This is a genomic window from Anaerosphaera multitolerans (assembly GCF_004006535.1).
Lineage (GTDB): Bacteria > Bacillota > Clostridia > Tissierellales > Peptoniphilaceae > Anaerosphaera > Anaerosphaera multitolerans.
The window spans coordinates 20510-42975 of record NZ_RLIH01000006.1 but is presented as its reverse complement, the minus strand read 5'-3'; the positions used below and the strand labels follow the sequence as shown (position 1 = coordinate 42975).

General features: G+C 32.8%; 19 protein-coding genes and 1 tRNA gene. 19 read left to right on the top strand and 1 reads right to left on the bottom strand.

Features of this window, described 5'->3' with window-relative positions:
- Window positions 1-2: 2 nt before the first annotated feature.
- The 17 genes from asnS (at window position 3) to EF514_RS05360 (ending at window position 18710) form a co-directional block, all read left to right on the top strand.
- The gene (gene asnS, locus EF514_RS05440) at window positions 3-1388 is read left to right on the top strand and encodes an asparagine--tRNA ligase (RefSeq protein ID WP_127724424.1); all 1386 of its coding nucleotides are present in this window, start codon (window positions 3-5) and stop codon (window positions 1386-1388) included.
- 14 nt (window positions 1389-1402) lie between these two features.
- On the top strand, window positions 1403-3814 hold the full coding sequence (gene leuS, locus EF514_RS05435) for a leucine--tRNA ligase (protein ID WP_127724423.1): 2412 nt from the start codon (window positions 1403-1405) through the stop codon (window positions 3812-3814).
- A gap of 108 nt (window positions 3815-3922) precedes the next feature.
- Window positions 3923-4789 (top strand): YicC/YloC family endoribonuclease, encoded by an 867-nt coding sequence (locus tag EF514_RS05430; protein ID WP_240649016.1) that lies wholly within the window; start codon window positions 3923-3925, stop codon window positions 4787-4789.
- Window positions 4790-4813: 24 nt separating this feature from the next.
- A complete protein-coding gene (gene gmk, locus EF514_RS05425) occupies window positions 4814-5452 on the top strand; it encodes a guanylate kinase (protein ID WP_127724421.1) in 639 nt (212 codons plus the stop codon).
- Window positions 5424-5765, top strand: a complete 342-nt coding sequence (gene rpoZ / locus EF514_RS05420; protein ID WP_240649011.1) for a DNA-directed RNA polymerase subunit omega — start codon at window positions 5424-5426, stop codon at window positions 5763-5765. The genes gmk and rpoZ overlap by 29 nt, the downstream gene beginning before the upstream one ends.
- Window positions 5758-6960, top strand: a complete 1203-nt coding sequence (gene coaBC, locus EF514_RS05415; RefSeq protein ID WP_127724419.1) for a bifunctional phosphopantothenoylcysteine decarboxylase/phosphopantothenate--cysteine ligase CoaBC — start codon at window positions 5758-5760, stop codon at window positions 6958-6960. Before rpoZ ends, coaBC begins: the two co-directional genes overlap by 8 nt.
- Before the next feature lie 27 nt (window positions 6961-6987).
- Window positions 6988-9369, top strand: coding sequence for a primosomal protein N' (gene priA / locus EF514_RS05410; RefSeq protein ID WP_127724418.1), 2382 nt, complete (start codon window positions 6988-6990; stop codon window positions 9367-9369).
- Window positions 9370-9383: 14 nt separating this feature from the next.
- The gene (def, locus tag EF514_RS05405; RefSeq protein ID WP_127724417.1) at window positions 9384-9866 is read left to right on the top strand and encodes a peptide deformylase; all 483 of its coding nucleotides are present in this window, start codon (window positions 9384-9386) and stop codon (window positions 9864-9866) included.
- Complete coding sequence (gene fmt / locus EF514_RS05400) at window positions 9853-10794, top strand: methionyl-tRNA formyltransferase (RefSeq protein WP_240649010.1); 942 nt, start codon at window positions 9853-9855, stop codon at window positions 10792-10794. Before def ends, fmt begins: the two co-directional genes overlap by 14 nt.
- Before the next feature lies 1 nt (window position 10795).
- Window positions 10796-11485 carry a zinc metallopeptidase gene (locus EF514_RS05395; RefSeq protein WP_127724415.1) on the top strand — a complete coding sequence of 230 codons (690 nt, stop codon included), beginning with the start codon at window positions 10796-10798 and terminating at the stop codon, window positions 11483-11485.
- A gap of 3 nt (window positions 11486-11488) precedes the next feature.
- The gene (gene rsmB / locus EF514_RS05390) at window positions 11489-12826 is read left to right on the top strand and encodes a 16S rRNA (cytosine(967)-C(5))-methyltransferase RsmB (RefSeq protein ID WP_127724414.1); all 1338 of its coding nucleotides are present in this window, start codon (window positions 11489-11491) and stop codon (window positions 12824-12826) included.
- On the top strand, window positions 12813-13877 hold the full coding sequence (rlmN, locus tag EF514_RS05385; RefSeq protein WP_127724413.1) for a dual-specificity RNA methyltransferase RlmN: 1065 nt from the start codon (window positions 12813-12815) through the stop codon (window positions 13875-13877). The genes rsmB and rlmN overlap by 14 nt, the downstream gene beginning before the upstream one ends.
- On the top strand, window positions 13840-14559 hold the full coding sequence (locus EF514_RS05380; RefSeq protein ID WP_127724412.1) for a Stp1/IreP family PP2C-type Ser/Thr phosphatase: 720 nt from the start codon (window positions 13840-13842) through the stop codon (window positions 14557-14559). Before rlmN ends, EF514_RS05380 begins: the two co-directional genes overlap by 38 nt.
- Window positions 14560-14567: 8 nt before the next feature.
- Entirely contained in the window at window positions 14568-16571 is a 2004-nt protein-coding gene (gene pknB / locus EF514_RS05375; protein ID WP_127724411.1) for a Stk1 family PASTA domain-containing Ser/Thr kinase, read from the top strand.
- Window positions 16572-16579: 8 nt separating this feature from the next.
- The gene (gene rsgA, locus EF514_RS05370) at window positions 16580-17437 is read left to right on the top strand and encodes a ribosome small subunit-dependent GTPase A (protein ID WP_127724410.1); all 858 of its coding nucleotides are present in this window, start codon (window positions 16580-16582) and stop codon (window positions 17435-17437) included.
- Window positions 17437-18084, top strand: a complete 648-nt coding sequence (gene rpe, locus EF514_RS05365) for a ribulose-phosphate 3-epimerase (RefSeq protein WP_127724409.1) — start codon at window positions 17437-17439, stop codon at window positions 18082-18084. The genes rsgA and rpe overlap by 1 nt, the downstream gene beginning before the upstream one ends.
- Window positions 18081-18710: a thiamine diphosphokinase gene (locus EF514_RS05360; protein WP_127724408.1), complete on the top strand. Its 630-nt coding sequence runs from the start codon at window positions 18081-18083 to the stop codon at window positions 18708-18710. Before rpe ends, EF514_RS05360 begins: the two co-directional genes overlap by 4 nt.
- 79 nt (window positions 18711-18789) lie before the next feature.
- Here the strand turns inward: EF514_RS05360 and EF514_RS05355 are convergent.
- Window positions 18790-18863, bottom strand: a tRNA-Cys gene (locus tag EF514_RS05355).
- Between the two features lie 150 nt (window positions 18864-19013).
- Here EF514_RS05355 and pheS point away from each other — a divergent pair.
- Both pheS and pheT read left to right on the top strand, forming a co-directional pair.
- A complete protein-coding gene (gene pheS / locus EF514_RS05350; RefSeq protein WP_127724407.1) occupies window positions 19014-20036 on the top strand; it encodes a phenylalanine--tRNA ligase subunit alpha in 1023 nt (340 codons plus the stop codon).
- A 12-nt stretch (window positions 20037-20048) separates the two neighbouring features.
- Window positions 20049-22430: a phenylalanine--tRNA ligase subunit beta gene (pheT, locus tag EF514_RS05345; protein WP_127724406.1), complete on the top strand. Its 2382-nt coding sequence runs from the start codon at window positions 20049-20051 to the stop codon at window positions 22428-22430.
- The last annotated feature ends 36 nt before the right edge of the window (window positions 22431-22466 follow it).

Here is a 22466-nt window from a genome sequence, read left to right as displayed (position 1 = left end):
TTATGAGGTTAACTGTTAAAGAAATTTTGGAAAACAATGAAAAATATCTTAATAAAGTAATTGAGATAGAAGGATGGATAAAAAATAGCAGGGCATCTAAAAATTATGGCTTTATAGAATTGACAGACGGTTCAAGTTTTGAAAGTTTACAGGTGGTATATGATGATAAACTGCCGAATTTTTCTGAAATTGAAAAGTATACCCTTAGTTCTTCATTGAAAATAGAGGGGGAAATCGTTGAAAGCCCAGGAGCTAAACAACCTATTGAACTTCAGGCTCAAAGTATTGAGGCAATATGTATCTCTGATAAGGACTATCCTCTTCAGAAAAAACGACATACTATGGAGTATTTAAGGACTATAGCTCACTTAAGAGGAAGAACCAATACTTTTAATGCGGTTTTTAGAGTAAGGTCTTTAATTGCCTTTGCAATTCACAAGTATTTTCAAGATAGGGGCTTTGTTTACGTTCACACTCCAATAATAACTGCCTCTGATGCAGAAGGTGCAGGAGAAATGTTTAACGTAACTACTTTGGATTTAAAAAATGTTCCATTAGAAGACGGTGAAGTGGACTATAAAAAAGATTTTTTTGGAAAAGAGACAAACTTAACCGTATCAGGTCAACTTGAAGCTGAAGCTTTTGCTCTTGCTTTTGGAGATGTATATACTTTTGGGCCTACATTTAGAGCTGAAAACTCCAACACACCAAGACATGCTGCAGAGTTTTGGATGATTGAGCCTGAAATGGCTTTTGTGGATTTAGAAGAAAATATGGATGTAGCTGAAGAAATGCTTAAATATATAATTGAGTATGTCTTGGAAAATGCAAAGTATGAAATGGAATTTTTTAATAAATTTATAGATAAAGAACTTTTAAGCAGACTTGATAATGTAGTAAATTCGGAATTTGCAAGGATAACCTATACTGAGGCAATTAAACTCTTGGAAGATTCCAAACACGATTTTAAATATCCGGTACATTGGGGAGTAGATCTTCAAACGGAACATGAGAGATATATAACTGAGCAAATATTTAAAAAACCCGTATTTGTAACTGATTATCCCAAGGATATAAAGGCTTTTTATATGACTGAAAATGAAGATGGAAAAACTGTAGCGGCAATGGACCTTTTAGTACCCGGTGTAGGTGAAATAATAGGAGGTTCTCAAAGAGAGCACAGACTAGAAGTATTAAAAGACAGAATACTGGCAAATGGAATGGAGCCGGAAAGCTACGACTGGTACTTGGATTTACGTAAATATGGAAGTGTAGTGCATTCAGGATTTGGACTTGGATTTGAAAGAGCGGTAATGTATATAACAGGAATGAGTAATATTAGAGATGTAATTCCATTTCCAAGAACTGTAGGTTCTGCAGAATTTTAATATAGGAGTAGAGTATGAACAGTTATAAACCTAATGAAATAGAAAAAAAATGGCAAGACTTTTGGGATGAACATGAAACCTATGTCACTAAGAATGAATATGATAAAGAGAAGTTTTATGCGCTTGTGGAATTCCCATATCCTTCCGGTCAAGGTCTTCATGTAGGCCATCCGAGACCGTATACAGCTTTGGATATATTGGCGAGAAAGAGAAGATACGAGGGATACAATGTACTTTATCCAATGGGATGGGACGCCTTTGGTCTGCCTACTGAAAACTTTGCCATTCAACATAAGATTCATCCTGCTAAAGTCACAGAAAATAATATAAAGAAATTTAAAGAGCAATTAAAGTCAATAGGTTTCTCTTTTGATTGGTCTAGAGAGATTAATACCACTGATCCCAAATATTACAAATGGACTCAATGGATATTTCTTCAATTATTTAAACATGGTTTGGCTTATAAAAATGAAATGCCAATAAATTGGTGCCCTTCATGTAAGGTGGGACTTGCAAATGAAGAGGTTATTGCGGGAAGATGTGAGCGATGTGGAACAGAAGTAATTAGAAAAGTAAAAAGTCAGTGGATGTTAAAAATTACGGAATATGCTCAAAGATTAATAGATGATCTTGATGAAGTGGACTATATAGAAAGGGTTAAGACACAACAGAAAAACTGGATAGGGCGAAGCGAAGGTGCTGAAATAAAGTTTAATATCCCGGAGGTTGATGATGCTCTTGAAGTTTATACCACAAGACCTGATACGATTTTTGGTGCAACTTATATGGTTATAGCTCCTGAACATCCTCTTATTGACGAAAATGCTTCTAAAATATTGAATTTAGACGAAATAAAAGCATATAAAGATGAAAGTTCCAAAAAATCCGACTTTGAGAGAACTGAATTAGTTCACGATAAGACCGGTGTTGAAGCTAAGGGCTTAAAGGCTATTAATCCTTTAACTAACAAAGAAATTCCAATTTGGATATCTGATTATGTTTTAATGAGTTATGGTAAAGGGGCTATAATGGCAGTTCCTGCTCATGACCAAAGAGACTATGAGTTTGCTAAGAAGTTTAATTTGGAAATACTGCCTGTAATTGAAGGCGGAGACATTTCAAAAGAGGCTTATACAGATACAGATAGCGGTCATATGATAAATTCGGATTTCTTAAATGGACTTGAAGTAAAGGAAGCCATTGAAAAAACTATTGACTATTTGGAGAAACACAAGCTAGGTCATAAAAAGGTCAACTTTAAATTGCGTGATTGGGTGTTTTCAAGACAAAGGTACTGGGGAGAGCCAATTCCGTTAGTATACTGTGACGAATGTGGTTGGGTTCCGGTTCCGGAAGAAGACTTGCCGGTAATTCTTCCTGAAGTAGATAATTATGAGCCAACTGATGATGGTGAAAGTCCTCTTTCCAAAATAGAATCTTGGGTAAATACCACCTGTCCGCATTGTGGTAAGCCTGCAAAGAGAGAAACTGACACTATGCCTCAATGGGCCGGAAGTTCTTGGTACTTCTTAAGATATACGGATCCCGACAATGATGAAGCCCTTGCAAGTAAGGAAAATCTTGAATATTGGACCCCTGTAAACTGGTATAATGGAGGAATGGAGCATACAACTTTACACTTGCTGTATTCCAGATTTTGGCATAAGTTCCTATATGATATAGGTGTAGTTCCTACTAAAGAACCTTACCAAAAACGAACTTCTCATGGTATGATTCTTGGCGGTAATAATGAAAAGATGAGTAAGTCAAGAGGTAATGTAATAAATCCGGACGATATAGTAAATGAATTTGGTGCCGATACTTTAAGAACTTATGAAATGTTCATAGGTGACTTTGAAAAAAATGCTCCTTGGAGTGAAAGAGGAGTAAGAGGCTGTAGAAGATTCCTTGAAAGAGTTTGGAATTTACAATCTATTTTAGTAGAGGGAGAGGAATATACTAAGGAATTGGAATCCAGCATTCACAAGACAATTAAAAAGGTTTCAACAGACTATGAAAATTTAAAAGCCAATACAGCCATAGCTGCATTAATGAGTTTGTCAAATGAATTTAATGACTTTGGAAAGATTACAAAAGCGGATTTGAGAACTTATTTAATGTTGTTAAACCCAGTTGCACCTCACATAACTGAAGAGATATGGGAAGTAAATAATTTGGGCGGATATTTAAATGAGCAAGCTTGGCCAATATACGATGAAAGCAAGACTGTTGATGAGATTATGGAAATTCCAGTTCAATTTAATGGAAAAGTTAGATATACCATCAATGTTCCTAAAGATGCAGGAAAAGATGAAGTTCAAAAAATAGCCAAGGAACATGAAAGTTATAATTTACAGACAAAAGATAAAACTATTGTAAAGGAAATTTTTGTCCCGGGAAAAATTTATAATATTGTAGTTAAGTAATTATAAGTAAAGAGAATCATTTTGATTCTCTTTACTTATGTTAACAGTAGATAATATTGTAAAAATAAAGTATAATAACATAAAAATGGGGTGGTATATTTGTACAGCATGACAGGTTATGGAATGGGCATAGCTTCAAATGATACTTATAGTATTAAAGTGGAAATGAAGTCAGTAAATAATAGGTACTGTGACATAGCCATAAAGTTACCCAAGAACTTATTGTCCATAGAGGATAAAATTAAGAGGATAGTAAAACAAAATGTAAATAGAGGAAAAATTGACGTATTTATAAATGTTGATTATATAAATTCAAAAAATGTTAAGATAGATATAAATTCAGCTTTGGCAGAAGAATACTATAATGTACTTAGGAAGTTAAATGATCAATTTAATCTGGATTCAGAAATTACTCTTCGTGACATATATTTAATGCAAGGCGTAATTGTCAGTAAAAGTGAGGAAGAAAATACCGATGAGTATTTTTTACTTATAGAAGAGGCTTTAAATCAAGCTCTTAAAGGATTTTTAGGAATGAGAGAAATAGAGGGCGAAAATTTAAAGAAGGATTTTGAGGAGAAAATTTCAAAAGTATATGAAATCTCTGAAGCTATAAAGTTAAGGGCGCCAATTGCCTTAAAAGAAAATACAGAAAAGTTAAGGAGTACAATTAGCCAAAATATAGATGCTGAAAATTTAGATTTGGCAAGATTAACCACTGAAGTTGCTATAATGGCTGATAAACTTTCAATAGATGAAGAGATAACGAGAATTTTTCTTCACCTTGAACAGTTTAATGATATAATTAACTTAAAGGGAGCTGTAGGAAGAAAACTGGACTTTTTAATTCAGGAACTAAATAGAGAAGTTAATACAATAGGCTCCAAAACTGGTGACATAGAAATATTAAAAAATGTAGTAGATTTAAAATCTGAGATAGAAAAAATAAGAGAACAGGTTCAAAATATTGAGTAGTGTGTAAATAGGAGGTAATCATATTTGTCAGCGGGGTTTTTATTAGTATTATCGGGGCCTTCAGGAAGTGGGAAGGGTACTGTAAGTGAAAGATTAATGGAAAAAAATGATAAAATCATTTATTCCACTTCAGTTACCACTAGAACACCCAGACCTGGAGAAGTAAATGGAGAAAATTATTTTTTTGCAACTATAGATGAATTTGAAGAAATGGTAAAAAAAGGTGAGCTGTTGGAATATGCCTTTGTGCATACGAATTATTACGGCACGCCGAAGAAATTTGTATTTGATGAAATAGAAAAGGGCGAAATAGTTTTCTTGGAAATAGACGTTCAGGGAGCACTTCAAATAAAGGAAAAATATAAGGAGGCTGTCTTTATTTTCTTACTTCCTCCTACAATGGATGAGTTAAAGGATAGATTAATAAAGAGAGACACTGAAACGCAGGAAGAGATAAATACAAGATTTAAAAACGCATTTAAAGAACTTGATTTTGTTGGTGAATATGATTACTTTGTCGTAAATGAAACTGTAGATCAAGCTGTGGCTGATATAGAAAATATAATTGCAGCTGAAAAACTGAGAGTTAAGAGACATAAAGATATAAAAAAGGAAGTAATGGCTGAAAAGAAAGGTGAAGAAATTGATAATTCCATCATTTAGTGAAATAAAGGACGTTACAAACAGTAGATATGAATTGGTTATTCTAACTGCCAAAAGGGCTAGAAAGATAGTAGACGGTGCTAAACCGTTAATAGAAACGGATTCAACTAATCCCGTTACTATTTCTATTGAAGAAATTTTGGATAAGTCCATAGTTTTCGGAGAGCCAATGTCCGATAGAGAATATGCGAAAAAAATAGAAGAAGAAAAGAACTCCAAGTATGAGATCATAAGAGAAAGGGAACTTAGAGAATTGGAAAGTAGAACTGAATTAGAAGATGATTTCATTGGAAGTGACGGAGAAAATGCTTAAGGATAAAAATATTTTATTGGGAGTTACTGGAGGAATTGCAGCTTATAAGTCACCTTCAATAGTGAGTTTATTAAAAAAACAGGGAGCAAATGTTAAAGTTGTAATGACAGATGCTGCTTGTGAATTTGTGACTCCACTTACATTTCAAACAATGTCAAACAAGCCTGTACATGTGGAGATGTTTAATCAGTTGATGAATATGGATGTGGAGCATATTTCTCTTGCAAAGTGGGCAGATGTAATTGTAGTTGCACCTTGTACAGCTAATACAATAGGTAAATTTGCCAACGGTATTTGCGATAATCTATTGACTACTGTTTTAATGGCAAGCAGGTCTAAGATTATTATAGCTCCTGCAATGAATACATTTATGCTAAATAATAAATTCAATCAGGAAAATATTAAAAAGCTGGAAGAACTTGGTGTTGTAGTTTTAGATACTCAAAAAGATCTATTGGCATGTAATGATGTCGGTGCGGGAAAAATGCTTGAGCCTGAGGAAATAGTTCAAGCTATAGACTATGAATTAACTGAAAAGGATTTAAGGGGTAAGAAATTTATTATTACCAGTGGGCCAACTATTGAGGAATTAGACCCAGTAAGATACTTAACAAACCACTCCAGCGGTAAAATGGGCTATGCTCTTGCTAGAGAAGCCAAAAAAAGAGGAGCAACGGTAACTCTTATTTCAGGACCTACTTCCATAGAGCCTCCGAAAGTAGATGAGTTTGTTAGAATTAAAAGTACTCAGGATATGTTTAATGCAGTGGAAAGCAGATTTAACAGTGTTGATGTTTTAATAAAGGCGGCAGCACCTGCAGATTTTAAACCGAAAATTTATTCTGAAGAAAAGATAAAGAAAACTAAATCTGAGGATTTTAACTCCATAGAACTGGAGCAAAATATAGATATAGCAAAACACTTTGGAAAAATAAAGGGAAATAAAATTGTAGTTGGTTTTGCTGCTGAGAGTAACGATGAAATTAACTATGGAAAAGGAAAATTAAAAGCAAAGAACTTTGATTTAATAGTAGTTAACAATATAACAAAAGAAGGAGCAGGTTTTAAGTCGGATACCAATATTGCAAGTATTATAGATAAAGATGAAAATGTAGAATCCTTGAACTCTATGAGCAAGAATGACTTGGCCAATGAAATTTTAAACAGAATCAGAAGACTACTGCAAGCAAGATAAAATCTTGCTTTTTTAATGGGGGATTTTATGAAGTACGTAAATGTATATATCCAAAACAACATTGCAAAAATAGATAGACTATACACTTATAAGCTTCCGGAAAATATGGAATTAAAACCGGGAATGAGAGTTCAAGTTCCTTTTGGTAAAGGGGATAGAAACAGAGTAGGACTGGTAATATCCATAGAAGAAGAATATAAATTGGAATATGATTTAAAAGAAATAATAAAAGTTCTAGACTATGAACCTATTTTAAGTGAGGATTTATTGGAACTTGGATTTTGGATGAAAGAAAAGTACCTAACTAAGTATAATCAAAGTTTTTCACCCCTACTTCCTCCAGGTGACATTAAGGTTATTCAAAAAATAGCAGTTATAAAAGAGGAATATGTTCCAAAAGAAGATGAAGTTGCTTTTTTTAAAGAACTGGAAAAAAATAAGTATAACCTAAGTTTCGTAGATGATAATTTGCAATATGGAAAGCTTGTAAGAGATTTAATTAATAGTAGTGTACTTTCCATAGAATATAAAGTTGAAACTCAAATAAGTGCTAAGATTCTAAAGGCTGTTAAGCTTAAGGAAGATTATCTAAGTAGAATTTCAAAGGGAAATTTAAAGCTTACTGAAAAACAATTAAAAGTAGTTGAGTTTTTGCAAGATAAAGGCGAAGTGCTGAGATCAGAGTTGCTAAAGGAGTTGGAGATTTCCGACTCACCTATTAAATCTTTGGAGACAAAAGGCATTTTGGAAATTCTAGACAGAGAAATTATAAGAGAGCCCTATGAAGAAGTAGCTGCTACAAAATTAAACACATTAAATATGGAGCAGATAAAAGCTTTTAGAGGAATTTTAAACAGTAAAAAAACCGTTAGTTTACTCCATGGATTAACGGGAAGTGGGAAAACGGAAATCTATTTAAAAGTTTCTGAAGAAATTATAAAAGAAGGTGGCCAGGTGATAGTACTGGTGCCTGAAATAGGTCTTACGCCACAGATGATAGAGAGATTTATGGGAAGATTCAGCGGAAGAGTATCGGTACTTCATTCAAAGTTATCTTCAGGAGAAAGATATGATCAATGGCAAAAGACAAAAAATGGAGAGGTGGATATTGTAATAGGAGCAAGGTCGGCTGTATTTGCGCCATTAAATAGATTAAAACTCATAATTGTAGATGAGGAACATGATAGTTCCTATAGATTTCACAATGCCCTTAGATATGATACTGTTGAAGTTGCAGAGAAGCGTATGGAGTTATTAGAGGGAAAACTCTTACTTGGAAGTGCAACACCTGATATAATCACTTACTACAAAGCGGAGAAAGGTTTGTACGACTTATTTGAATTAAAACAAAGGGCTGTTGTGGGAGCAAGACTTCCCGATATTAAAATAGTGGATATGAAAAAGGAATTAATTAAAGGCAATACCTCCATATTTAGTGAGCTTTTAAGAAAGCATATGGCTGAAAAACTTGAGAAAAAAGAGCAGATTATTTTATTTTTAAATAGAAGGGGATTTTCCAACTTTGTATCTTGCAGATCTTGCGGACACGTAATAAAATGTGATAACTGTGATATTTCAATGACCTACCATAAAAATACAAATATTTTAAGGTGTCATTATTGTGGTTCTACAAAGAAGATGGTAAGTAGGTGTCCTGAATGTGGAAGTAAGTTTATAAAACAATTTGGAGTGGGTACACAACAAGTTGAGGAAGAGGTAAAAAGAATATTTCCCAGAGCGAAAGTGCTTAGAATGGATAGGGATACTACAGTTCAAAAAAATAGTTACGATGAAATTTACAATAAAGTGAAAAATAGAGAAGTAGATATACTAATAGGGACGCAAATGCTCGCTAAGGGTTTGGATTTTGAAAATGTAACTTTAGTGGGAGTTATAGCTGCGGATTTATCTCTATATATTTCCGACTATAGAGCAAATGAAACCACCTTTGAATTGTTGACACAGGTATCAGGCAGGGCAGGACGTTCACAAAAAGGCGGAGATGTGGTTATTCAAAGCTACAATCCCGACAATTACAGCATTGTATATGCTAGTAATACTGACTATGAAAATTTTTATAAGAGAGAATTAAAAATTAGAGAGCAGTATAATTATCCGCCCTTTTCAAAATTAATTAACGTGAATTTTTCCTCAGAAGACGAAAGATATATTGATGAAGTTGCATCTGATGTACTTCTTGATATAGTAAAGAGTGTGGGAGGATATAAATTGGAATATACTAGGATTATAAGAATGCTTAGGATTAAAAATATATTTAAATCCAAATTCACTTTAAAGGTAGATCCTGATTATATTAAGGAGTTAACAGAAAGTATAAAAGGGGTATTAATTAAAAATAAAGATAAAATTGAAAAATATAATATTTATGTAGATGTGGAGTTTATTTAATTAGAGGAGTAGAAATGGCTAAAAGAGTAATTAGAACAGATGAAGATCCGATTTTAAGGAAAAAATCAAGAGAAGTTACAAAAATAGATGATAAGATTAAAATTTTAATAGAAGATATGTATGAAACCATGGATGACGCTGAAGGAGTGGGATTAGCTGCACCTCAAGTGGGAATTTTGAGAAAGGTAGTAACTGTAGATGATAGAGATGGAAATAGATTTGCATTAATAAATCCTGAAATAGTTTACAGTCAAGGATCTCAAATTGGTTTTGAAGGCTGTCTTTCAATTCCCGATAGACAGGGAAAGGTTGAAAGGGCTAATGAAGTAAAAGTTAAATATATAGATGTTGAAGGAAATGAAAGTGAAATAGAAGCGAAAGAATATTTGGCTAGAATTTTACAACATGAAATTGATCATCTTAATGGCATACTGTACTCAGATATTGCTGAAGAAATGTATGAAATAACTGATGAAGATGAAGATGGAGAAGAATAAAATGAAGATTGTCTTTTTTGGAACGCCTGAAATTTCCGTTCCAATTCTAGAGATATTAAATGAAAAATATAAGCTTTCATTGGTTGTGACTCAACAGGATAGAAAAAAAGGAAGGGGAAAGAAATTATTACCTCCTCCCGTAAAAGAAAAAGCCTTGGAACTTGGCATAGAAGTATTTCAACCTGAGAATATAAATTCCCAAGAAGCAATTGAAATATTAAAAGGTCAAGAGGCTGATCTATTCGTAGTAATTGCCTTTGGACAAATTTTAAAAGAAGAAGTTTTAAATATTCCAAAGCTATATGCAATAAATATACACGCTTCCTGTTTGCCGAAATTAAGAGGAGCAGCACCTATAAATAGAGCGATAATTCAAGGGCATGCTACTTCCGGTGTAAGTATTATGAAAATGGAAAGAGGTTTGGATACAGGCGATGTGGCACTTTGTGAGGAAATAGATATCTCAAATTTAAATGCAGAGGAATTAAGTGAAAAAATTTCAGAGCTTGGTTCTAAATTAATAGTGGAATTTATTGAAAATTTAAAAGCGGGAAAAGTGAGATTTGATAAACAGGACAGTGACCTTGCAACTTATGCGGATAAAATAGATAAGTTTACAGGCTATATAGATTTTGAAACCATGGATACAAAAACCATCTGTAATTTAGTAAGAGGCTTATATAAGAAACCCGCCGCTTCCACTACTTACAAGGGAGAGAGGTTTAAGATTTTAAAAGCTGAACCTGTGGATACTGATGTGAAAGCAGGGCTCGGAGAAATAATTGAAGTCAATAAAAGTTTGGTAGTAAAAACTTTAGATGGGGCGTTGAGTATTTTGGAAGTTCAGTTTCCCGGAAAGAGGATAATGACTATTGAGGAGCACTTAGCGGGAAATGAGTTTGTTAAAGGAGAATTATTAGGGGGATAATATGTTTAGTTATGGTATATATAATTATCAATATTTAATTTATATCTTGCCCGGTTTAATACTAAGTTTATATGCTCAGTCAAAAATTAAATCGGCTTATGAAAAATATAAAAAAGTTGACAGTGGAACGGGACTTACCGGCGCGGAAGTTGCAAGGATTATAATGGATAGAAACGGACTTAGGGATATTGAGATTTTAGAAACTAAGGGAGTCTTGTCGGACAACTACAATCCTTCAAATAAGACCTTAAATCTTTCAAGAGAGGTTTATTATGGTAGAAGTGTTGCATCTTTAAGTATTGCTGCCCATGAGGTGGGACATGCTCTTCAAGATGCCACAGAGTATTTTCCATTGAAAATAAGGTCTTTCTTAGTTCCTGCAGCGACAATAGGTTCTAACTTATCTTTCTTTTTTATTATTTTAGGTTTATTTTCTTCTGTGTTTTTTGTTAAACTAGGAGTTGCATTATTTGCATTGGCGGTATTGTTTCAAATAGTTACACTTCCTGTGGAATTTAATGCAAGTAGTAGAGCTGAAGATGAACTTTCAAATTCCATTTTAGCACCGGAGATGATGGTGGGAACTAAAAAGGTTTTATCTGCAGCGGCATTGACTTATGTTGCAGCTACTTTGGTAGCAGTTCTTGAACTTTTGAGATTGCTATCCATAGTACAGGACAGGAGAAATTAAAAAATGAAAAACATAAGAAAAAAGGCACTTTTTATTATAGACAATGTCTTTTATAAAGGTGCCTTTTTAAAAGAAGAGCTGGAAATATTAAAAAAATCTGACATAAGCAAGCGGGATTATAATTTAGTAGTGAATATAACAAAGGGAGTAGTTCAAAATAGAACTCTGCTGGATTATATTATAAAAGAACATTCAAAAGTTAAATTTAAAAAAATTCATAAAATTATTTTAACGATATTGGAAATGGGAATTTATCAAATATTTTTTTTAGATAGAGTTCCTGAATATTCAATTATTAACGAAAGTGTAAAACTGGCAAATATTTTCGGTAATAGAGGTTCAGCGGGTTATGTAAACGGTCTTTTAAGAAATTTATATAGAAAAAAAGATGAACTTTTGGAAAGTAAGTTCGGTTTAATGGATTTATATGAAGAGGATAAAAGTCTCTTTTTAAGTATTTATTATTCTCATCCCAAATACTATGTAGATATGTTTCTTAAGGATAAAGGAACTGAATTTACTGAGGATTTGTTAAAAGCAAATAATATGGAGCCTCCCTTTACTATTAGAGTTAATACTTTATTAATTAGCAGAGAGGACCTTAGACAAATCTTAGATGAAAAAGGATATAAATCACAAGACACAACAATGTCAAAATTTGGTATAGTAATAGAAAACCCTGAAGGAATTTTTGAAAGTGAAGAATTTAAAAAGGGTTATTTTTACGTACAAGATGAAGCCTCAATTTTAGTGTCGGAGTTTCTAAATCCCGAGGAGAATTCTAAAGTATTGGATTTGTGCAGTGCTCCGGGAGGTAAGACATCAAGCTTAAGTATGATTATGGGAAGTAGTGGAGAGATTGTGGCTTGTGATATTTCTAAAAGTAAAATTTCCTTAATAAAGGAAAATATTGCAAGGCTGGGGATTAAAAATATTATTCCTACAATAAATGATGCTGAAATTTATAACGATGATTTTAAAGATAGATTTGATTACTTGCTTTTAGATGCGCCTTGTTCAGGTCTTGGACTTTATAGGAAAAAGCCGGAAATAAAATGGAATAGAAGTTATGAGGATATTCAAGCACTTAGTAAAATTCAAAAGAAAATGTTAAAGAATGCTTCAAAATATTTAAAGCCCGGTGGAGAGATGATTTATTCAACATGTACCTTAACTAAAGAGGAGAACGAAGATGTAGTATATAATTTTCTAAGGGAGAATAATGAATTTTCACTGGAGAAAATAAATGGGGAAGAAATTTTAAAGCTATATCCATCAAAGGATAGTACAGATGGTTTCAGTATAGCCAAGCTAAAGCGGAGAACAAATGGAATTAAATAGATTATATATAGATGAATTGGAAGAGTTAATAAAAGAATATGGTGAGCAATCCTATAGAGCGACTCAACTATTTGCTTTTTTACACTCTCAAAAAAGAGGAGATATAGAAAATAGCAATTTGCCTAAAAGTTTAAAGACAAAATTACAAGAGAATTGTACTTTAAGAAAAATTAAAATTTTAGAGGAATTTCAATCTCAAAAAGATGAAACTAAAAAATTGCTATTTGAATTAGATGACTTAAATATAGTAGAGGGCGTTTTAATGAAATATAAACACGGTTATTCTCAGTGTATTTCAACACAAGTTGGATGTAGAATGGGTTGTGTTTTTTGTGCATCAACTAAGGAAGGTTTAATTAGAAATTTAACAGCATCGGAGATGTTGTCACAAATATATGAAGTTGAGAATAAATATGGTATTATAGTTTCAAATGTAATTTTAATGGGAAGCGGAGAACCGCTGGATAATTATGATGAAGTTCTCAGATTTTTAAAAATTTTACACCATGAAAAGGGAAAAAATTTAAGTTATAGAAATATGACTATATCAACATGTGGCATTTCTGATAAAATATATGAACTAGCAGATGAAAATTTGCCAATAACTCTTGCAATATCCTTGCATACAACTAATAATATTAGTAGGGACAGTTTAATGCCAATAAACAAAAGGTATAACCTTGAAAGTATTATAGAATCATGTAAGTATTATTCTGATAAAACCAAGAGTAGGATAACTTTTGAATATACTTTAATACATGGGGAAAATGATTTAGATAAAAATGCCTATGAATTAAAAGAACTTTTAAAAGGATTAAAGTCGCACATCAACTTAATTCCACTTAATCCAATAGAAGAGTATAGTGGGAAAAAGCCAAATCAAAAAGATATCAAAAATTTCATGAAAAAACTTGAAGCTCTCTCTTTAAATGTTACAATTAGAAGAGAGTTAGGTTCAGATATCAATGCGGCATGTGGACAGTTGAGACGAGATTATAAAAGAGGTGGAAGCAATGAATTTTGTTGCAGCAACAAATCAGGGGTGTGTTAGACCTAACAATGAAGATTCCTACTACATTCCCGGAGATATTGAAAATTTATTTATACTGGCTGACGGTATGGGTGGACATTTAGCAGGTGAGACTGCAAGTCAAATGGCCATTGATATTATATCTGAATATTTTTCGCATGAGGAAATAGATTCGGAAGAAAAGTTAATTGAGACTTTTGAAAACTCCATTCACGAGGCCAATGAAAAAATTTTTCAACTATCTAATGATGATGATGATTATAGGGGAATGGGAACGACTCTTTCAATGGTCTATATTTTCGACGACTGTTTCTACTATACCAATATAGGTGATAGTCGTATATATGAAATAAAGCCTGATAAGATTGAGCAAATTACAAAAGATGATTCATTTGTAAATTACTTAATTCAAATAGGTGAAATCAATGAAGAGGAAGCCTTAATTCATCCAAAGCGAAATGTTTTAACTAGAGCTCTTGGAACATCACAAAACATAGGAATAGATGTGGAAAAAACGCCACTTGATAAAGATAAAAAATATTTATTATGCTCTGATGGGCTAACAAATATGGTAAGTGATCAAAAAATTTTGGAAATATTGAACAATAACAATTTAACAGAAGCAAAAACTAAATTAATAGAGGAATCTCTTATTAATGGCGGAATTGACAATGTTACGTTGATAATAATAGATAATGAGTAGGTGTTCTTATGATTGGAAAAGTTTTAGGAAATAGATATGAGATTCTTGAAAAAATAGGTACTGGAGGTATGGGAGACGTATATAAGGCCCATGACCGAAAGTTAGATAGGATTGTAGCAGTAAAGGTATTAAAACCGGAATATACAGATGACAGTACTTTTATAAGAAAATTTAAAAGAGAGTCTCTGGCAGCGGCAAGCATATCACATCCGAATATAGTCAGTATTTATGACGTTGGTTCCGAAGAAATTGATAATAAGAAAATCCATTATATAGTAATGGAATTTATAGATGGGAAGACCTTAAAGGAGATAATTAGAGAAGACGGGCGTTTAAATGAAAAACGAGCTTTAAATTATACTGTTCAAGTTGCAGAGGCACTTAAAACAGCACACTCCAAAGGAATAGTCCATCGAGATATAAAAACGCAAAATATTATGGTTACCAGAGACGACAGAGTAAAGGTAACTGATTTTGGTATTGCCAGAGTGGCAGATAATGCTACGGTGACGGCGACTAATGCTATAATGGGGTCTGTTCATTATTTTTCGCCTGAGCAGGCAAGGGGAGCAAATGTAGACAATAGGTCGGATTTATATTCCCTTGGTATTGTATTATATGAAATGCTTACGGGGAAATTGCCTTTTGATGCGGAAAATCCGGTATCAGTGGCATTAATGCAGGTGCAAAATGATATGCCTCTACCGTCTAAAAGCTATTCAGATATTTCACCTGCCGCTGATTCAATAGTTTTAAAACTGACTATGAAAAATCCTGATGACAGGTATCGTGACGTATATACTTTAATACGTGATATAAAAAACATACAGTTGGGCAGGACTTCAAATACTGACTTTGCAAGGACATCATATCAGGAAACTATGATTATGGACGATCCGAGAGTTCAAAGTAATCCTAACGGTAAAAATAAAAAGGTAATAAGAAGAGAAGATAGACCTAGTAGGGAAATTGAGGAGAAAAAACCTAAAAAGAAAAAGAAAGGTTCTCCGCTTCCTGTGATTTTGGGAATAGTTTCTGCTTTCTTAATATTCTTCCTGTTATTATATGTTGCACCGAGAGTTTTTAATAGATCAGATGAAGCAGCTGAAATGATTTCAGTTCCTCCTATAGTTGGAGAAACTGACGATGTGGCAAGACAAAAATTAGAGGCTGTGGGATTGGTAATATCTATTGAAGGAAATACTGAAGATCCTAAGTATGAAGATAGAGAAGTTGTTTCACAGGATCCGAAGGAAGGAACGGAAGTAGAAAAAGGTTCAACTATTAAAGTTACAGTAAATGTTCTACCAGATGCAATTAATATGCCTGATTTAGTAGGTAAAACTTTAGATGAGGCTAAGGAAATCATGAAAGAAAATGGACTAGAAATTAGTGAGGTTGTAGAAGAACATGACGATGAAGTTGAAGAAGGTAAAATTATAAGTCAAGATCCTACAGCCGGCAGTAGTGCAGTTAAAGATAAAAAAATAACAGTTGTAGTATCCAAGGGAGAAAAGGAAAAAGAAGAAATTTCCATTCCAAACTTTAAAGGATGGGATGAGGAAGAAGCTAGATCAAACTTGGAGGCTAAGGGCTTTATAGTTGAAGTAAAGAAAGATTACTTTAAAAATGTAGGTATAGGTCAAGTTGCCGACTATGATCCTAAGGGAACCGCATTAGAAGGTAGTGTAATAATCCTCTATGTAAATAATGGAGAACCAAGTAGTGGAGGATTGGAAGAAGAAAATACAAATACTGAAGATAATAATGAAGATTCAAAGGAAAGTGATACAGAGTCTAGAAATTTGACTATAAGAGTACCTGATGATGGTGAAAGACACCATGTTTTAGTTAAGAGGACGCTTTCCAGCGGAAATGTTATAGATTTTTTCAACTATAACAAAACTTCCAAAGACAATCCTATTCAAGTACCTATAAAGGATGCTTACAAAGGGGAAAAGTTTGAAGTCTATATTGATGGAATACTTAACAATACGGAAGTAATAGATTAGGAGGATTAATGAGAGGAAAGATAGTAAAACTTACTGGCGGTTTTTACTATGTAAATTCCAATTCTACAATTTATGAAACTAGAGCAAGGGGAAACTTTAGAAATGAAGATATTAAACCTCTTGTAGGTGATGAAGTTGAGTTTAAATATGAAAAAGATAGACTGGGATATATTGAAAAAATATATCCCAGAAAAAATATGCTAATTAGACCGGCCGTTGCCAATGTAGATCAGGTATTAATAGTAATTCCCGTAAAAGATCCCAAGTATAATTTAAATTTAGTTGATAAGTTAATATGTCAATATGAAAATAAGGTAGATGTATTAATAGCCATAAACAAGTATGATTTAGATGAAGAAGAGGCAAGATATTTAATGGAAATTTATAGAAGTGCAGGATTTAAAACCTTTATGATTTCCTATAAATATACTTTTACTTTAGATTTATTAAAGGATTATTTAAAAAATAAGACAACTGCTTTAAGTGGTGTTTCTGCTGCCGGAAAGTCTACAATTGCAAGTTATATATTAAATAGAGAAGTTGAAGTGGGCAGTGTAAGTGAAAAGACGAGAAGGGGAAAACATACTACTAGACATGTGGAGTTATTAAGCGGAGAAGAGGGAATATATCTATTTGACACTCCGGGTTTTTCCAGTTTTGATTTAGATATGAAGCCTGAGGATTTAAAAGATTATTTCAGGGAATTTTTTATTCCCTCTAAGGATTGTAAATTTAATGATTGTAAGCACTTAAACGAACCCGGGTGTAAAGTAGTAGAGCTAGTTAATGAGGGAAAATTACCTAGGTCAAGGTATGAGAACTATAAATTGATATATGAGGAGTTAAAGGAAAAGGAGAGGTATTAATGATTTCACCATCTATTTTATCGGCAGATTTTACAAATATAAGAAGAGATTTTGACATAATGAATGAGACAAAGGTGGACTTTGTACACGTTGACATTATGGATGGAAATTATGTACCGAATATTTCCTTTGGTCCCGGAATAGTATCGCAACTAAGAAAGTTGACTTCTATTGATTTTGACGTCCATCTTATGATTGAGAAACCGGAAAACTATATTGAGGACTTTGTTAAGGCGGGAGCTAATCTTATAACTGTGCATCCAAACTCAACGACTCACTTAAATCGAACTTTGAACTTAATAAAAAGTTTTGGAATTAAAGCGGGTATAGTAATAAATCCTGCTGAAAATTTAGATATACTTAAGTATACACTTTCAGATATAAATTTGCTTTTGATTATGAGCGTTAATCCAGGATTTGGAGGACAAAGCTTTATTAGTTCTTCTCTAAAGAAAATAAGAGAGGCAAGGGAAATAATAGATAATAGTGGATATAATTGTTTAATAGAAGCTGATGGAGGTATTAAACTGGATAATGCCTTAGAAGTTTATAATGCGGGAGCTGATATTTTAGTTGTCGGCTCTGCAATATTTGGAAAAGAGGATCCTACTTCTGAAATTTTAAAATTTAAGGAACTTTTAAAATGAAAGGGCTTTTAGTTTCAAGTGGAAATAAAATAAATAAAGAGCTTTTGGAAAAATATGGAAGAGATAGTTTTATAGTATGTGCTGATGGGGGTATTAAAAACTTTGTTGGGACTGACATAATTCCAGATGCAGTTGTAGGGGATTTTGATTCCATTGACAAAGAGGGGTTAAAATTTATTAAAGATAATAAAATAGCAGTGGAAAAATATCCCAGTGAAAAAGATTTTACCGATACGGAAGCTGCGCTTAATATATTATTGGAACAAGGCGTTGATGATCTTGTTATTTTATCTGCAACGGGTACGAGAATGGACCATACGCTTTCAAATATGTTACTTTTAGAAGGGCTTTATACTAAAATAAAAAGCGTAATTATAGACGATAACAACGAGATATACTATGTAAAAAAGGGAGTTTACAGTTATGCTAAAAATGGATTTAAATATATCAGTGTAATTCCCATAAGTGAAGAGTTGGAATATTCGACAAAGGGTTTAAAATATGAAACTAATCATTTAATAATTAAAAAATATCCCATTGGCGGAGTAAGTAATGAAATACTAAAGGACAGTTGCACTATTGAAGTACATAGAGGAGAAGGGTTTATAATTAAATCAAAAGATTAAAATGGTATGCTTAGGTATATCATTTTTTTGTATAAAGATTTCAAAAATAAAAAAGTACTAACCTAAAGATTAGTACTTATGGAGGCGACAACCAGATTCGAACTGGTGATAAGGGTGTTGCAGACCCGTGCCTTACCACTTGGCTATGTCGCCCTGAGCATTAATAATGATACCATAAAAATTTTACATTATCAAGCATAAAGTTTATATTAGTAGTTTCCAGCTATAATATAAATAGTGCTAACGTTGATAATATAGAGCTTAAATGCTATAATCTAAGTTATAATGAAATGGGAGGACATGATGAAAGAGAAACTTATTGAAATAAAAAATACAGTTGTTAGTAAGTTGGATAAAGTGGAAGAATTAAAAGGAATTGAAGATATAAGAGTTTCTTATTTAGGGAAAAAAGGTGAACTAACACTTGTATTGAGAGAAATGGGCAAACTGTCAAAGGAAGAAAGACCGGTAATTGGTGCTTTGGCAAATGAAGTTAGAGCTGAAATTGAAGAAAGTATTGCCAAAAAAACAAAAGAATTAAATGACATTGTACTTAATAAAAGATTAAAAGATGAAAGAATAGATATTACTTTAAGAAAGAATACTGAAATTTTAGGTCATGAACATCCTCTAAAAAAGACCTTGGAAGAATTGGAAAATTTATTTATTAGAATGGGTTTTACAGTTTATGATGGTCCTGAAGTTGAATCTGTAGAAAATAATTTTGATTTGTTAAATGCTCCGGCAAACCATCCTTCTAGAGACTTAAGTGATACTTTTTATATAGATGATAAAACTATTTTGAGAACTCAGACTTCTCCAGTACAAATTAGAGCTATGAAAGATCTTGGAGCACCACTTAGAGTTGTATGTCCGGGAAGAGTATTTAGATCAGATGAAGTTGACGCTACACATTCTCCTATGTTTCATCAATTGGAAGGAATCGTAGTTGATAAAAATATATCTATGGCAAATTTATTTGAAACTTTAAATATTGTTGTAAAGACTCTTTTTGGAGATGAAATGAAGACTAGATTTAGACCACATAATTTTCCTTTTACTGAACCAAGTGCGGAAGTGGACGTAACTTGTATGACTTGTGGTGGAAAGGGATGTGCAGATTGTAACTATACCGGTTGGAGCATGGAGCTGTTGGGTTGCGGTATGGTACATCCAAATGTACTTAGAAATTGTGGAATAGATCCGGAGATATATAGTGGTTTTGCATTTGGAATGGGAATTGATAGAATTGCAATGGTTAAATATGGAATTAACGATATTAGATTGCTATTTGAAAATGATGCAAGATTTTTAAGACAGTTTTAGTGGAGGTTTAGAATGTTATTACCAGTTAAGTGGTTAAAAGACTATGTTGAGATAGATGAAAATATAAAGGCAATTGCAGATGAAATTACTGCAACGGGTTCTCATGTTGAGTCCATAGAAGATAGATCCTTCGGACTTGAAAAAGTAATAGTTGGAAAAATTGAAAAGATAGAAAAACATCCAAATGCGGATAAGCTTGTGGTTTGTAAAGTAAATATAGGAAGTGAAGTTCTTCAAATTGTAACAGGGGCGCCTAATGTATTTGAAGGGGCTATAGTACCTGTAGCAGTTGATGGAGCTCACCTAGCTAATGATTTGGTAATTAAGAAGGGTGAGTTAAGAGGTCTAGAATCTAATGGAATGTTATGCTCATTAGAAGAACTTGGATATGACAATTCTGTAATACCTAAAGAGGCTAGAGATGGAATTTATATTTTTCCGGAAGATGTAGAAATTGGGAAAAATGCCATTGAAGTTTTAGATTTAGATAAAGAAATTATAGAAATAGAGGTAACTCCAAACAGACCTGATTGTCTAAGTATTATTGGAATGGCAAGAGAGACAGCTGCAACTTTTAATAAGGATTTAAAAGAACCTGAAATAAAATTTAAAAATGAAGTTGAAGATGTTTACGATTATTTTGATGCTATAGAAATTGAAACTGACAACTGTAGTAGATTTTATTCAAAGGTTTTAAAAAATGTAAAAATAGAAAGCTCGCCAATTTGGATTCAAAATCGTCTAATGGCAGCGGGAGTAAGACCTATTAACAACATAGTAGATCTTACAAACTTTGTAATGCTGGAATATGGACAACCTCTTCACGCTTATGATTTAGATTTTTTAAAGTCAAGAAAAATTGTAGTTCGTCAAGCTAGAGAAGGTGAAGAAATTAAAACTCTTGACAACGTAGATAGAGTTTTGTCTAAGGAAGACGTAGTTATAACAGATGGAGAAAAAGCTGTAGGTATTGCAGGTGTAATGGGTGGTTTTGACTCTGAAATCAAACCTACAACAGTAAATGTATTGTTGGAGGGTGCTAATTTCAGTGATGAAAGTGTAAGAAAAACCTCTAAGAAATTACAGATTAGATCTGAGGCCTCATCGAGATTTGAAAAGGGAATTGATCCAAATATAGCTAAGATAGCAGTAGATAGAGTTTGTCAATTGGCAGAGGAGCTTGGAGCTTGTGAAATAGTTGCAGGTGAAATAGACAATTATAAAAACATAAGAAAAGAAAAAGAAGTCAGCTTAAGAGTTGATAGATGCAATCACTTAATAGGATTTGAATTAAGTGCGGAGCAAACAGCAGAAATTCTAAATAGACTGCAATTAAAGTCTAAAGTTGAAAAAGACCTTGTAGTTACAAAGGTACCGACTTTTAGGTTGGATATTGATATAGAAGAGGATTTAATTGAAGAGGTGGCAAGGATTTATGGTTACCACAATATTGAGCCAAAGGAACTTGAAGGAGCTCTTACTGTGGGAGGGAAACCTAAAATCAAGCACCTTGAAGATAGAGTAAAGAAAATTTTAATGTCCTTTGGATTAAGTGAATTTATGACTTATTCCTTTGTAAGCCCTTCTATATTTGATAAATTGGAATTAGATGAAAATTCGCCTTTAAGAGAGGTTGTTAAAATAATTAATCCTCTTGGTGAGGAATATAGTATTATGAGAACTACTATAGTATCAAATATTCTAGAGGTGCTTTCAAAAAATGAACACAGAGGAAATGAAAATGTAGGTGGTTTTGAATTTGGAAATACTTTTATTCCGCAAGAAGGAGAACTGCCTGAAGAAAATCTAAAACTGGCCATTGGTTTTTATGACTTGGGAGATTTCTATTATTTAAAGGAAGCTATAGAAAAGTCTCTTTGGAATATAGGAATTGAAAAGCTGGAATATTCAAGAGCGAATGTTTCATTTCTACATCCGGGAAGATCAGCTGTAATAAGTTTAAATGGCGAAAAAGTGGGCGTTTTTGGAGAGGTTCATCCAAATGTTACCAAAAACCATGATTTAAAGAAGAGATGCTATGTAGCTGAAATTGAATTTGAAAAGCTAATAAAGTACAGCAAGGAAAATTATTTATTTAAAGAGCTTATTAAACATCCTGCTATTAAGAGAGATTTGGCTGTTATAATCGATAGAGATATAGATGTAATTGAAATTGAAAATATAGTTTCAAAACATGGAGGAGATCTTTTAGAGGAGTTTAATGTATTTGATGTATATACAGGAGCGGGAATTGAAGAAAATAAAAAGTCTGTTGCATTTTCAATGCAGTTTAGAGCTCATGATAGAACTTTAGTAGATGGAGAAGTAAACGATATAATTGAATCTATTATCGCCGATTTAAATGTTAAGTTAGAAGCAAAACTAAGAGCATAGTGTTGGGAAATATAAATTTCCTTTATTGAGTAAAGA

Coding starts and splice junctions, on each gene's coding strand:
- asnS (WP_127724424.1), top strand. CDS start 3: ATGAGGTTAACTGTTAAAGAAATTTTGGAAAACAATGAAAAATATCTT.
- leuS (WP_127724423.1), top strand. CDS start 1,403: ATGAACAGTTATAAACCTAATGAAATAGAAAAAAAATGGCAAGACTTT.
- EF514_RS05430 (WP_240649016.1), top strand. CDS start 3,923: ATGACAGGTTATGGAATGGGCATAGCTTCAAATGATACTTATAGTATT.
- coaBC (WP_127724419.1), top strand. CDS start 5,758: ATGCTTAAGGATAAAAATATTTTATTGGGAGTTACTGGAGGAATTGCA.
- priA (WP_127724418.1), top strand. CDS start 6,988: ATGAAGTACGTAAATGTATATATCCAAAACAACATTGCAAAAATAGAT.
- def (WP_127724417.1), top strand. CDS start 9,384: ATGGCTAAAAGAGTAATTAGAACAGATGAAGATCCGATTTTAAGGAAA.
- fmt (WP_240649010.1), top strand. CDS start 9,853: ATGGAGAAGAATAAAATGAAGATTGTCTTTTTTGGAACGCCTGAAATT.
- EF514_RS05395 (WP_127724415.1), top strand. CDS start 10,796: ATGTTTAGTTATGGTATATATAATTATCAATATTTAATTTATATCTTG.
- rsmB (WP_127724414.1), top strand. CDS start 11,489: ATGAAAAACATAAGAAAAAAGGCACTTTTTATTATAGACAATGTCTTT.
- rlmN (WP_127724413.1), top strand. CDS start 12,813: ATGGAATTAAATAGATTATATATAGATGAATTGGAAGAGTTAATAAAA.
- EF514_RS05380 (WP_127724412.1), top strand. CDS start 13,840: ATGAATTTTGTTGCAGCAACAAATCAGGGGTGTGTTAGACCTAACAAT.
- pknB (WP_127724411.1), top strand. CDS start 14,568: ATGATTGGAAAAGTTTTAGGAAATAGATATGAGATTCTTGAAAAAATA.
- rsgA (WP_127724410.1), top strand. CDS start 16,580: ATGAGAGGAAAGATAGTAAAACTTACTGGCGGTTTTTACTATGTAAAT.
- rpe (WP_127724409.1), top strand. CDS start 17,437: ATGATTTCACCATCTATTTTATCGGCAGATTTTACAAATATAAGAAGA.
- EF514_RS05360 (WP_127724408.1), top strand. CDS start 18,081: ATGAAAGGGCTTTTAGTTTCAAGTGGAAATAAAATAAATAAAGAGCTT.
- pheS (WP_127724407.1), top strand. CDS start 19,014: ATGAAAGAGAAACTTATTGAAATAAAAAATACAGTTGTTAGTAAGTTG.
- pheT (WP_127724406.1), top strand. CDS start 20,049: ATGTTATTACCAGTTAAGTGGTTAAAAGACTATGTTGAGATAGATGAA.